The sequence below is a fragment of the Mycobacterium sp. 663a-19 genome, assembly GCF_035616495.1.
Lineage (GTDB): Bacteria > Actinomycetota > Actinomycetes > Mycobacteriales > Mycobacteriaceae > Mycobacterium.
In genome coordinates this window covers 1-12,775 of record NZ_JAPJAV010000023.1, presented here as the reverse complement: position 1 = coordinate 12,775, position 12,775 = coordinate 1, and the positions used below count along the sequence as shown (strand labels likewise).

Below are 12,775 nucleotides of genomic sequence, written 5' to 3'. Positions count from 1 at the left end.
CACCGATGACGTTGGGCCACAATCAAAAACGGCCCTGACCAGCACAAAGGCGCCCACGAAAACCCGTGGAGCGCCACAATAGTTCGATGGCGAGTCAAGCGCGGCGCCTACCGCGCGTCGCCTGAGGGTGAGCGCGACATCGTGCTCGTCCCAGGCTGGTTCAGCAACTGTGGAGCGATGGGCCGACAGCATCACCGCCGTGCTCGACGCTCTCGGGAGTCGTGGAGCTGTGCCCGGTGAGTGGCGCCTGTTCGCCGTCGCCTCGGCGTAAGCCCTTGAGCCGCAGCCAATTACATACGCGGCAGATCAGCCAGAACCACCGCCAAACGCGGATCGGACACTTCAATCCTTCCGAAGATAGCCAGGAGCAACTCGTCGGGTTCCGCGGCGATCCGCTCGTCACCGGCAGGCAGGTGTCCCGAGGATGCGACGAATTCGACGGTGTCGTCGTTTCCCAGATACACCCGATGTCGGGTAGAGGTCTTGGTCTCAACCAGCCGATTCATCGACTCAGCAGGGCCGCGAATCGCGATGGCTGCGGCCGCGGCCGGTATCCCCCACTCGTTTCCGGTTGCAGCGGCGATGTCGTAGCCATGGACGAGCAGCTCGCACAAGATCCATCGAGCCCCGCCACCGCCAGAGATCGTTGATCCACCGTGAAAGGGATACAGACGGTCGAAGTCGACTTTGGCGTAGACGCGGTCGATCACCGTACGCAGATTTGCCTCGAGCCGATCGGCGATATCGTCGATACCTCGGTCGGTGTACTCCGAGAGGCAGGTCGCGTTCAACTCGGCAACCCTTTCGTTTGTGGCGGCGCGTCGACGATCGCCGAGCAGCCTGCCGAGCACGGTTACAACGTGCGCCGCAGTCTCTATGGCCGTCCAGGCTAGCCCAGGCACCGGTCGCGCGGCACGATCCGGATCCAGCCCCCGGACCATCGAAACGAACCGCGTCCCGCTGTCATCCAACGCAGCGAGGATGTCGGCTTTGGTTGTCTCTTCCACCCGCCCAGCGTACGGCGGGCCGGCCCAAACGACATGGTCGTGCCAGCACGCTGCGCAAGAATCGCGCAAGGGTTAGGCAAGACCCTTGCGCCACAGTCAAAATGGCGGTGGCTCATCGTCGAAGTCGTCAACCGGTGGTGCCGGGCCGGCTGGCGTGGCGTGAGCGGCAATCCGGGCCCGCCGGTTGTGGTTGCGTTCGGCGGCCACCCGATAAGCACGCTGTTGGGCGCGGGTGCGCCGGCGGCGCGGCATCATCGCGCTGCGCGGCGCGCAGTAGTCCTGTGGCGGTTCAACTTCGGGCGCCGGCATGCCGCCGACCGCGCGACACAGGCTGGGAAATAGCAGCGCGCTGCCCGGGGTGGTCACGTAGGTCTGGCCGGCCGGCGAGGTGAGGATCAGGGTGCCGTCGGGCAGCTGTTGTTCGGTCCAGCCGAAGAAGGTCTTGATCAAATGATGCAGGCGGCAATAACACTTCAGGTTGCTCGCATGGGTGGCGCCGCCCTGGGCGTACGGGACGGTGTGGTCGACGTCGCAGTTGATCGCCGGCTGCTCACAGCCGGGCCAGCGGCACGTCAGATCCCGACAGCGCACGAAATCAGCCAAGCCCCGCGACGGCATATAACCGTTTTCCGGCGGGGCATCGGCCGGGTGGATCAGCGGCATCAGCTTGGCCGACTTGGCCAGCTCGGCCACCACCTCGGGTGGAATGAGCCCGTCGGCACCAAGCTCTGAGCCGGGCGTGTTGCCGCGGCCGTCGATGGTGGCCTGTTCGGCGATCATGTGGATCACCACCGGCGACGCGGGCCGGCGCTTTGCCGCCGCACAGTCGGTGCGCCCGCAGCGACATCCCAACCGATCCGCCCCCGCGGCCAAGGCGCCCAGCGCATCAGCACGCCGCTGCTCGCGAGTGCGTGGATCGTGTTCACAGACCGTGGCCGCCAACGCATCCAACCGCCGATCCAACGCATGCGCATCCGGGCCGAGCAGACGCCCGCCGATCTCGGCGGTCCCGTCGTGATCCGGACCGATCCACACCTCCCGATCCCGCTGCGTCTTGGAGCGCCGACGCACCGCATCGGCATCGGCGCGCGCCACGATCTTGTCCACCTGGGCCGCCAGCCGGCCCCGGCTCAGCGACGGCCATCGGGCCACATTGGCCGCCAGCGTCGCGTCCACCGCGGCCAACACCTCGGGATCAGTGATCAAATCGGTGCGATACACCAAGACCTGAAACATCTGATAATCGATGTCCCCGGCGCCGAAGACCACCGCACACTGGGGCAGCCGCTCGCGCATCGCGCGCGCATAGCGCACCCGATCGGCGGCCCGTCCCTGGCTGATCCGCAGCGCCGCCCCCACCTCGGCGGCCACCGCCTCCATCGTGTCGATAGCCCAGTCCTCGGTCTCCGAACAGCGCGACAACCGGTACGCGAACAGCTCGCCGATCGCCACCAACTGCGCGGCGGCGGCCCGGTTCTCGAATCGCGCCGCCGCGCCAATCCGCTCGATCAGCGTCGCCGACTCCGGCGTCGTCGACGGATAGTGCCGCTCGAACAGCTCGTCAAACCGGGCAATCACCTCCGCCCGCGCCGCCTCATTATCGAACATACGTTCGAGTATGCCAGAAGGGTCTGACACTTAGCCGCGCAGCCGCGCGACCACCTCACCGATAGCCGAATCCATCGGCACCGACACCTGCTCGCGGGTACCCAGGTCCTTCACCCCGACCGTCCCGGCCTCGATATCGCGATCGCCCAACACCAGCGCGATGCGGGCACCGGAACGATCGGCCGCGCGCATCGCGCCCTTGAGCCCACGGTCACCGTAGGCCAGGTCGACGCGGACCCCGGACGCCCGCAGCTGCGCGGCCAGCACAGCAAGCCGCAGCTTGGCCGGCTCGCTCAACGGCACACCGAACACATCGCAGCGCGTCGTCTCCCCCACGCTCTTGCCCTCGGCCCGCAACGCCAGCAGGGTCCGGTCGACACCGAGCCCAAATCCGATGCCCGACAAGTCTTGTCCGCCGAGCTGGCGCATCAGGCCGTCGTAGCGGCCGCCGCCGCCGATGCCGGATTGTGCGCCCAGGCCGTCGTGCACGAACTCGAATGCGGTCTTGGTGTAGTAGTCCAGCCCGCGCACCATCCGCGGGTTGATGACGTACGGCACGCCAAGCGCGTCCAGGTGCGCCAGCACGGTGTCGAAGTGCTGCTTGGCGACGTCGGACAGGTGGTCGAGCAGCACCGGGGCGTCGGCCGTCATCGCGCGCACCGCGGGCCGCTTGTCGTCGAGCACCCGCAGCGGATTGATCTCGGCCCGCCGGCGCGTCTCCTCATCAAGTGAGAGCCCAAACAGGAAGTCCTGCAACAACTCTCGGTATTGCGGGCGGCAGCTCTCGTCGCCCAGGGAGGTGATCTCCAACCGGAACCCGTCCAGGCCCAAAGAGCGGAACCCGGCGTCGGCGACCGCGATCACCTCGGCGTCCAGTGCCGGGTCGTCGACGCCGATCGCCTCCACGCCGACCTGCTGCAGCTGGCGATAGCGGCCTGCCTGCGGGCGCTCGTAGCGGAAGAACGGGCCCGTGTAACACAGCTTCACCGGCAGCGCGCCGCGGTCCAGGCCGTGTTCGATCACCGCGCGCACCACCCCGGCGGTGCCCTCCGGTCGCAGCGTCACCGAGCGGTCGCCGCGGTCGGCGAACGTGTACATCTCCTTGGACACCACGTCGGTGGATTCGCCGACGCCGCGGGCGAACAGGGCGGTGTCTTCGAAGATGGGCAGCTCGATGTCGCCGTATCCAGCCCGGCGGGCGGCGGCCAGCAGCCCGTCGCGCACCGCGACAAACTGGGCCGACTCCGGCGGGACGTAGTCCGGCACCCCCTTGGGCGCAGAGAACTCCGTCACGGGCTCAGGCCCTCGAGGAACGGGTTGAAACGCCGTTCCGCACCGATGGTGGTGGCGTCGCCGTGCCCGGGCAGCACGACGGTCTTGTCGTCGAGCACCAGGAGCTTGTCGACAATCGAGGTCAGCAGGTCGCGGCCGCTGCCGCCGAACAGGTCGGTGCGGCCGATCGAGCGCTCGAACAGCGTGTCCCCGCTGAACACCACGTCGGTGTCGGATGCCACCCGAAACACCACCGACCCGCGGGTGTGCCCCGGCGTGTGGTCGACGTTGACGGTGACGCTGCCCAGGTCGAGCTTGTCGCCGTCGCGGTCGAGCTCGACCACCTGCTTGGGCTCGCGGAAGAACGCACCCGCGACCAGCTGGGCCACGCGCGGGCCGTAGCCGTAGATCGGGTCTTTCAGCATGAACCGGTCCTCGGGATGGATGTAGGTCGGGCAACCGTAGGTGTCGGAAACCTTCTGCGCGGACCACATGTGGTCGATGTGCCCGTGGGTGAGCAAGACGGCGGCCGGTGTCAGCCGGTTCTTGTCGAGGATGCTGCGCAGCGGGCCCATCGCGCGCTGCCCCGGATCCACGATGACGCAGTCCGTTCCGGGCCGCTCGGCCAGCACGTAGCAGTTGCACGCCAACATGCCGGCGGGAAATCCGGTAATCAACACGGTTCCCAGTTTCCCACGGGGCCCGGTTGACACGGGTGACCGCGCCCCCATTAGCCTGAGCTGGCCATCTCGGCCCCCGACTGACCGAACATGGAGGCATACCGGCCGTGCCGACCAACGAACAGCGAAAAGCCGCAGCCAAGCGCAAACTCCAACGGAAGCTGGAGCGCCGCGCGAAGCGAACCAAACTGCGCCGGATCCTGCTCATCGCCGCCGCGTCGATCGTGGCGGTGGCCGCAGTCGCCGCGGTGGTGATCTCGCTCGTCAACAACAAGAACGAGCACAAGAGCAACACCGCCACGAGCAGCTCCGCGGCGACCACGACACAGGCCGGACCGACGCCACCCGCCGCGGCCCTGCCGCCGTTCAAGCCGTCGGCCAACACCGGCGCCAACTGCCAGTACCCGCCGACGCCGCAGGAGCCGGCGGCCAAGCCGGTCAAGCCGCCGCGGACCGGCAAGATCCCGACGGACCCCGCCCAGGTGAGCGCCAGCATGTCGACCAGCCAGGGCAACATCGGCTTGATGCTGGCCAACAACGAATCACCTTGCACCGTCAACAGTTTCGCGAGCCTGATCGGCCAGAAATACTTCGACAACACCAAGTGCCACCGGCTGACCACCTCGGCCACGTTGGGCGTCCTGCAGTGCGGCGACCCCAAGGGCGACGGCAGCGGCGGTCCCGGCTATCAATTCGCCAACGAGTACCCCACCGACCAGTACCCGCCGAACGATCCCAAGCTGCAGGAGCCGGTCGTCTATCCGCGCGGCACCTTGGCCATGGCAAACGCCGGTCCCGGCACCAACGGCAGCCAGTTCTTCATGGTCTACAAGGACTCCCAGCTGCCGCCGCAGTACACCGTGTTCGGCACCATCCAGGCCGACGGGCTGGCCGTCCTGGACAAGGTCGCCAAGGCCGGCGTCTCAGGCGGCGGCGAGGACGGCGCGCCCAACAGCGAGGTCACCATCAAGTCGCTGCTGCTGGACTAGGACCCGACTCGCCTCTGCGCGAGCGTGCGCAGAATGACGGCCCTCGCGGCGTGTCGACGTACAACCACGCACGCTCGCCGCAAAAACGCTACGCGGCTGACGTCACCCGGTAGACGTCGTACACGCCCTCGACGTTGCGCACGACGTTGAGCAGGTGCCCGAGATGCTTGGGGTCGCCCATCTCGAAGGTGAAGCGGCTGATGGCCACCCGGTCGCCGGAGGTGGTGACCGACGCGGACAGGATGTTCACCTTCTCGTCGGCCAGCACCCGCGTGACGTCGGAGAGCAGCCGGTGCCGGTCGAGCGCCTCGACCTGGATGGCCACCAGGAACACCGACGACGGCGACGGCGCCCAGAGCACCTCGATGATGCGTTCGGCCTGCTGCTGCAACGACGCGGCGTTGGTGCAGTCGGTGCGGTGCACGCTGACCCCGCCGCCGCGGGTGACGAAGCCCATGATCTGGTCGCCGGGCACCGGCGTGCAGCACTTGGCGAGCTTGGTCAGCACGCCGGGGGCGCCGGGAACCGAGACCCCGACGTCGTCGGTGCTGCGCGGGCGCCGCAGCATGGTGGTCGGCGTGGACCGCTCGGCCAGCTCCTCCTCGGCCTGGTCGATGCCGCCGAGCTCGGCGAGCAGCCGCTGCACGACGTGCTTCGCCGACACGTGGCCCTCGCCGATCGCGGTGTAGAGCGCGGACACGTCGGTGTAGTGCAGCTCGCGTGCCACCGCGGCCATCGACTCGCCATTCACCAAGCGCTGCAACGGAAGTCCGCCCCGGCGCACCTCGCGGGCCATCGCCTCCTTGCCGGCCTCCAGCGCCTCCTCGCGCCGCTCCTTGGCGAACCACTGCCGGATCTTCGTCTTGGCGCGCGGCGAGACGACGAACTGCTGCCAGTCCCGCGACGGCCCCGCGTTGGGCGCCTTGGACGTGAAAACCTCGACGACTTCCCCGTTTTCGAGTTTGCGCTCCAGCGCCACCAGCCGCCCGTTCACCCGGGCGCCGATGCAGCGGTGGCCGACCTCGGTGTGCACCGCATAGGCGAAGTCGATCGGCGTCGACCCGGTCGGCAGCGTGATGACGTCGCCCTTGGGGGTGAACACGAAGATCTCTTGCACCGCAAGGTCGTAGCGCAGCGACTCCAGGAACTCGCCCGGGTCCGCGGCCTCCCGTTGCCAGTCGAGCAGCTGACGCATCCAGGCCATGTCGTCGATCTCGGCGGCGGCGTGCGGGTGCGGAACGCCGTTGCGGCCCTTGGCTTCCTTGTACCGCCAGTGCGCCGCGATCCCGTATTCGGCGGTGCGGTGCATGTCGCGGGTGCGGATCTGCACCTCCAGCGGCTTGCCCTCCGGCCCGACGACGGTGGTGTGTAGCGACTGGTACACCCCGTATCTGGGCTGGGCGATGTAGTCCTTGAACCGGCCCGCCATCGGCTGCCACAGCGAATGCACCACGCCCACGGCCGCATAGCAGTCGCGGATCTCGTCGCACAGGATGCGGATGCCGACCAGGTCGTGGATGTCGTCGAAGTCGCGGCCCTTGACGATCATCTTCTGATAGATCGACCAGTAGTGCTTGGGCCGGCCCTCCACCGTCGCCTTGATTTTCGACGCGTTGAGCGTGTTGATGATCTCGGTGCGCACCTTGGCCAGGTAGGTGTCCCGCGACGGCGCGCGGCCCGCGACGAGCCGGACGATCTCCTCGTACTTCTTGGGGTGCAGGATCGCGAACGACAGGTCCTCCAGCTCCCACTTGACGCTGGCCATGCCCAGCCGATGTGCAAGGGGCGCAATGACTTCCAGCGTCTCGCGGGCCTTGCGCGCCTGCTTTTCGGGCGGCAGGAAGCGCATGGTGCGCATGTTGTGCAGCCGGTCGGCGACCTTGATCACCAGCACCCGCGGATCGCGGGCCATCGCGGTGATCATCTTGCGGATGGTCTCGCCCTCGGCGGCGGTGCCCAGCACCACCCGGTCCAGCTTGGTCACGCCGTCGACGAGGTGGCCCACCTCCTCGCCGAACTCCTCGCTCAACGCCTCGAGCGTGTAACCCGTGTCCTCCACGGTGTCGTGCAGCAGCGCGGCCACCAAAGTCGTGGTGTCCATGCCCAATTCGGCCAGGATGTTGGCGACCGCCAGCGGGTGGGTGATGTACGGGTCGCCGGAGTGCCGCAGCTGCGTCGCGTGGCGCTGGTCGGCGACCTCGAAGGCGCGCTGCAGCAGCTGCACGTTCGCCTTCGGGTAGATCTCCCGGTGCACCGCCACCAGCGGCTCGAGCACGGGATTCAGCGTGCTGCGCTGGGCGGTCATCCGCCGGGCCAGCCGCGCCCGAACCCGGCGGGACGCGCTGCTGGAAGTCTTCAACGTCTCGGCGGGCGGCTCCGGCGCCTCGGCGGGGACAGCAGGCGATTCCACGGGCGCCTCGAGAGCCTGCGCCGCGCTCTTCTCGTCCGCCACGTTGGTCACCTCCGAACCTCCGACCTCGAGGATATCGCGTAACGACGAGGCTAGACCCGGCTCAGGCTGTGCACCGGCAACGGCGCGACGGCGTCGCGACCGCCCAGCGCGGCGAGTTCGGCGACCACCGCCGCCCCGGTCACGTGGGCCCCGGCGTGCGTGAGCAACCGCGCCGCGGCGGCCAGCGTGCCCCCGGTGGCCAGCACGTCGTCGACGATGACGATGTCGCGGCCGCGCAGCTCGATGCCGTCGGCGGGGATTTCCAGCACGGCGCTGCCGTATTCCAGGTCGTACCGTTCGGCGCGCACCGGCGGCGGCAGCTTTCCGCCCTTGCGAATGGCGAGCACACCGGTGCGCAGCCGTCCGGCGACCGCCCCGGCCACCAGGAACCCGCGGGAGTCGATGCCGGCCACCAGGTCGGCGCCGGCCGCGATGTCCGCCAGCGCCTCGGTGACCGCGGCCAGCCCGTCCGGGTCGGCGAACAGCGGGGTGAGGTCCTTGAACTGGACCCCGGGCTTGGGAAAGTCGGCGACGGTGCGGGTCAGCGACGCGATGAGGTCGGTCAGCTTCACTGCACCCTCACTGCACCAGGGCCCAGCGGTCCATGTTCCAGCCCGCGCCCCAGCGGGTCGGATTCCTGCTCACGGCGTACATCTTCTTCGACTTCAGCAGGGTGCGCTGCTGCCGGTACAGCGGCAGCGTCGGCATGTCGCCCCAGAGTATGGGGGCGCTCTCGGCCAGCAGCCGGATCCGCTCGCCGGGGTCGGCGGACACCGCCAGCGCGCCGATGATGCCGTCTATCTGGGGATTCGCGTAGCCGGACAGGTTGTTGCCGTTGCCGCTGTGCAGGTCGTAGGCGTCCATTGCCGACGACCCCGTCGAGCCGCTGCCGGTGGCGCCGCCGGTGCTGGCCAGCAGCGCGTCGATCTTGCCGTCCTTGAGCGCCTGGGGGCCCGGGGCGTCCAGGGTGGGGTTGACGACGGTGATGCCGGCCGCGGCGCACGACTTGGTGATCTCCCCGACCGTGACCGCCAGCCGCGCGTTGGGTCCCTGGTAGCCGATGCGCACCGACAGCGGCGCGCCGCCCAGCGCGTTGCGGGCGGCGGCGGGGTCCGCCTTGCCGAACGGGGCGGCCTCGGCGGCGCCGTCGGCGGCGGCGATGGCGTCCTCGGTCGCCGGGTTCAGCCGTGAGTTGGCGATCGGCACCCCGGCGTCGCGCGCGATCGTGTCGCGCGGCGTGCACAGCGCCAGCGCCCGGCGGGCCTTCGTGTCGGCCAGCGGCCCCTGCGCCGCGAAGATCAGCTGCTCGATGCCGGCCGACGGCGAATCGGAGCGCTCGTAGTTGTCCGGGGTGGTCAGCGTCCCCGGCGAGCCGGCGGCGACGTCGACGACGTCGACGCTGCGGTTATTGACCCGGTCCTGGATGTCGGGGGCCTGCGGCGACACGGTGATCCGCTTGGTGACGGGCTTGGGGCCCCACCACCGGTCGTTGGCGACGAGCACGACGGCGCCGCCGTCCAGGATGGACTGGATCTTGTACGGCCCCGACGACGGGAAGCGCTTGAGATCGGTTCCCGGTTTGAGGTCCCAGGTGGTGTTCCACAGCTTCGCGATCTGGGCGACCAAGGCCGCGTTGTTGTTCAGCAGCGCGGCGGTCACGTCCCCGTTCAGCTGGTCGGCGATGACGTGCGACGGCATCATCGACGTCGCCGTGAACAGCTGCGTGTAGTCCACGACGCTGCGGTCCGGGACGAACGACACCCGCGCCTTCTTCTGCCCGGGCGTGCACTCGATGTTGGCGATGTCGACGTAGCCGGCGTGGGTGGCGGCGTCGAACCCGGGGAACCGCCCGGACTGGGCCGCCCACGCCAGCACCAGGTCGTCGCAGGTGACCGGCTTGCCGTCGGAATACACGGCGTTGTCGGCGATCTGGTAGTCCAGCACCAGCGGCGAGCCGCCCACCACCGAGATGGTGCCGAAATCGTGGTCGGCGACCACCTGCCCGTCGGGGCCGTGATAGCCGAAGCCGGTCAGCGTGCGGGCGAACGCCTGCGCGCCGGCCGAGGCGGCGCCGACGACGGTGTTGGTGTTGTAGGTGGGAAGGCCGCCGTCGACCACGTAGGTGATTTGTGCGGCGGCGCTACCGGAACAGGCGCTCAGGGTGAACGCCGCCGTCAGCAGCGCGGCCAAACCGACGGCAGCCGACCCCCTCAGGCTCCATCGGCCGGCCCACATGATTACCGCTTGCCGGCGTTTCGCTTGCCGGTCGGGCGCCGGGTGCCGGTGGGCCGCACCGGCCGGGCGCCGGGCGCCGGCTTGTTCGGTGCGGGCTTAGCAGGTGCCGCTGAAGACTCAGCCGGCTCGGCCGCCTCCGCCGGCTCCGCGGTCTCCTCCGCCGGCTCCTCGGCGGTGTCCTCGTGCGAGGGCTTGCGCCTTCTGGCGACGCGGCGGGTGTGGCCGCGCACCAGCTCGGTGCGCTCGCGCAGCGTGACCAGCAGCGGGGTGGCGAAGAAGATCGACGAGTAGGTGCCGACGATGATGCCGACCAGCTGCACCAGCGCCAGGTCCTTCAGCGTGCCGACGCCCAGCAGCCACACCGCCACCACCATCAGGGCCAGCACCGGCAGCACCCCGATCAGGCTGGTGTTGATCGAGCGCATGAAGGTCTGGTTGATCGCCAGGTTGGCCTGCTCGGCGAAGGTGCGCCGGGTGGTGTGCTGGAAGCCGTGGGTGTTCTCCTCGACCTTGTCGAAGACGATGACGGTGTCGTAGAGCGAGAACCCCAGGATCGTCAGCCAGCCGATGACGGTGGCCGGGGTGACCTCGAAACCCACCAGCGAGTACACGCCGGCGGTGACGGCGAGGTCGAAACACATGGTGGTCAGCGCGGAAATCGCCATGTAGCGCTCGTAGCGCACGGTGATGTACAGGCTGACCAGCGCCACGAACACCGCCAGCGCGATCAGCGCCTTGTCGGTGATCTGTTCGCCCCAGGTCGACGACACCGCCGAGTCACTGATGGCCTGCAGGCTGGGCTGGCCGTCGGTGCCCTTGGGCTGGAACGCGTCGAACAGGGCGTTGCGCAGCTTCGCGGTCTGATCGTTGGTCAGCGTTTCCGAGCGGATCTGCACCGTCGCCGAGGCGCCGTTGCCGACGATGACAACCGACTCGGGGTCGCTGCCCAGCGTCTTGCGGAAGACGTCGGACACCGCGCCGGCGGTCGCGGTCCCGCGCGGGAACGACACCGTCGTGCCGCCCTTGAAGTCGATCCCGAAGGTGAAGCCGCGCAGGATGATGCTCACGATCGCCACGGCGACGATCGCGCCGCTGATGCCGTACCACAGCCGCCGCCGGCCGATCACCTCGAACGCGCCGGTCCCGGTGTAGAGCCGCGAGATGAAGCTGTGGCGCGGCGGCTGGGCGGCGGATGTCAGCTCGACGGCACCGTCGGTGGCGCCGGTGATCTCGACCGCGTCGGTTTCGGTCTTGCCCTTGGAGGCCATCGCGCTATCCCTGTCCCGTCTTCACCTGCGACGAGGCCCGGCGTTCGCGGGCGACCCGCTGAACGGCTCCCAGGCCGTTGTACGCCGGCTTGGCCAGCGTCGGAGACTTGGACGCCAGGTATACCAGCGGCCAGGTCACCAGGAACACCACCACGATGTCGAGGATCGTGGTGAGCCCCAGGGTGAAAGCGAACCCCTTCACCTGGCCGATCGCCAGGAAGTACAGCACCGCGGCGGCCAGGAAGGTCACCGCGTTGCCCGACACGATGGTCTTGCGGGCCCGCGCCCACCCTCGGGGCACCGCCGACCGGAACGACCGGCCTTCGCGGATCTCGTCTTTGATGCGCTCGAAGAACACGACGAACGAGTCGGCGGTGGTTCCGATACCGATGATCAGACCGGCGATGCCCGCCAGGTCCAGGGTGTAGTTGATATATCTGCCCAGCAGCACCAGGATCGCGAAAACCATTACGCCGGAAGCGGTTAGCGACAACGCCGTGAGCAACCCCAGCACCCGGTAGTACAGCAACGAATACAGCAGCACCAGGACCAACCCGATCGCGCCCGCGATCAGGCCGGCGCGCAGCGACGTCAAACCCAGTGTCGCGGAAACGGTTTGGGCCTCCGACGATTCGAACGACAGCGGCAGCGACCCGTACTTCAGCACGTTGGCCAGCTGGCGCGCGGTCGCCGCGGTGAAGGGCGGGTCGCCGCCGGTGATCTGGGTGCGGCCGCCGGGGATGGCCTCCTGGATCATCGGGGCGCTGACGACCTGCGAGTCCAGGGTGAACGCGGTCTGGGTGCCGATGTGGGCGGCGGTGAAGTCGGCCCAGGTGTTCGCCGCGGCCTGCTTGAATTGCAGGTCGACGACGTAACCGACGCCGCGCTGGTTCATGCCCGAGGTGGCGTTCTGGATCTGGTCACCGCTGATGATCGACGGCGCCAGCAGGTACGCCACCTTGTGGTCGGTCGAGCAGGTCACCAGGGGCAGCTTCGGGTCGTCGTTGCCGGCCAGGATGTCCTCTTTGTCGCAGTGCGCGGCCTCGTAGCGCGTGGCGACCATCTGGATGTAGGGGTTGTCGCTCTGCCGGAACTCCTTCATCTCCTGGATGCGGTCGGCGAGAGCCTTGCGCGGGTCCGGCGGGGCCGGGGCCGCGGGCGGCGGGGCCCCGGGCGGTGGCGAGGCCCCGGACGGTGGCGGCGGGGCGGGCGCCGGGCTCGGTGTCGGGCTCGGTGGCGGCTCGACGTCCGTGACGTCGATGAC

At 68.9% G+C, this 12,775-nt stretch carries 10 protein-coding genes; 1 reads left to right on the top strand and 9 read right to left on the bottom strand.

Going from position 1 to position 12,775, the window contains the following annotated elements; translation table 11 throughout:
* Positions 1 to 290: 290 nt before the first annotated feature.
* The 4 genes from OQ968_RS24600 to OQ968_RS24585 form a co-directional block, all read right to left on the bottom strand.
* Complete coding sequence (locus tag OQ968_RS24600; RefSeq protein WP_324682253.1) at positions 291 to 1,007, bottom strand: maleylpyruvate isomerase N-terminal domain-containing protein; 717 nt, start codon at positions 1,005 to 1,007, stop codon at positions 291 to 293.
* A gap of 96 nt (positions 1,008 to 1,103) precedes the next feature.
* Positions 1,104 to 2,615 carry an HNH endonuclease signature motif containing protein gene (locus OQ968_RS24595; RefSeq protein WP_324682251.1) on the bottom strand — a complete coding sequence of 504 codons (1,512 nt, stop codon included), beginning with the start codon at positions 2,613 to 2,615 and terminating at the stop codon, positions 1,104 to 1,106.
* 30 nt (positions 2,616 to 2,645) lie between these two features.
* Positions 2,646 to 3,908 carry a histidine--tRNA ligase gene (gene hisS, locus OQ968_RS24590; protein WP_324682249.1) on the bottom strand — a complete coding sequence of 421 codons (1,263 nt, stop codon included), beginning with the start codon at positions 3,906 to 3,908 and terminating at the stop codon, positions 2,646 to 2,648.
* Positions 3,905 to 4,567 carry an MBL fold metallo-hydrolase gene (locus OQ968_RS24585; protein WP_324682247.1) on the bottom strand — a complete coding sequence of 221 codons (663 nt, stop codon included), beginning with the start codon at positions 4,565 to 4,567 and terminating at the stop codon, positions 3,905 to 3,907. The genes hisS and OQ968_RS24585 overlap by 4 nt, the downstream gene beginning before the upstream one ends.
* 107 nt (positions 4,568 to 4,674) lie before the next feature.
* Between OQ968_RS24585 and OQ968_RS24580 the strand changes: the two genes are divergently transcribed.
* Complete coding sequence (locus OQ968_RS24580) at positions 4,675 to 5,556, top strand: peptidylprolyl isomerase (RefSeq protein WP_324682246.1); 882 nt, start codon at positions 4,675 to 4,677, stop codon at positions 5,554 to 5,556.
* Positions 5,557 to 5,644: 88 nt separating this feature from the next.
* On the opposite strand, the gene OQ968_RS24575 is transcribed toward OQ968_RS24580, so the two are convergent.
* From OQ968_RS24575 to secD, 5 genes are all read right to left on the bottom strand, one after another.
* Positions 5,645 to 8,008, bottom strand: a complete 2,364-nt coding sequence (locus OQ968_RS24575; RefSeq protein WP_324682255.1) for a RelA/SpoT family protein — start codon at positions 8,006 to 8,008, stop codon at positions 5,645 to 5,647.
* A 50-nt stretch (positions 8,009 to 8,058) separates the two neighbouring features.
* Complete coding sequence (locus tag OQ968_RS24570; RefSeq protein WP_324682245.1) at positions 8,059 to 8,580, bottom strand: adenine phosphoribosyltransferase; 522 nt, start codon at positions 8,578 to 8,580, stop codon at positions 8,059 to 8,061.
* A 7-nt stretch (positions 8,581 to 8,587) separates the two neighbouring features.
* Positions 8,588 to 10,243, bottom strand: a complete 1,656-nt coding sequence (locus OQ968_RS24565) for an ABC transporter substrate-binding protein (protein WP_324682244.1) — start codon at positions 10,241 to 10,243, stop codon at positions 8,588 to 8,590.
* Positions 10,244 to 10,245: 2 nt separating this feature from the next.
* Positions 10,246 to 11,511 (bottom strand): protein translocase subunit SecF, encoded by a 1,266-nt coding sequence (gene secF, locus OQ968_RS24560; protein ID WP_324682242.1) that lies wholly within the window; start codon positions 11,509 to 11,511, stop codon positions 10,246 to 10,248.
* Between the two features lie 4 nt (positions 11,512 to 11,515).
* A partial coding sequence (gene secD / locus OQ968_RS24555) for a protein translocase subunit SecD (RefSeq protein ID WP_324682240.1) occupies positions 11,516 to 12,775 on the bottom strand: 1,260 nt, incomplete at its 5' end.

Bases quoted from the DNA above. Each gene is read 5' to 3' on its own strand.
- OQ968_RS24565 (WP_324682244.1), bottom strand. From the start codon at position 10,243: ATGTGGGCCGGCCGATGGAGCCTGAGGGGGTCGGCTGCCGTCGGTTTG.
- OQ968_RS24595 (WP_324682251.1), bottom strand. From the start codon at position 2,615: ATGTTCGATAATGAGGCGGCGCGGGCGGAGGTGATTGCCCGGTTTGAC.
- secF (WP_324682242.1), bottom strand. From the start codon at position 11,511: ATGGCCTCCAAGGGCAAGACCGAAACCGACGCGGTCGAGATCACCGGC.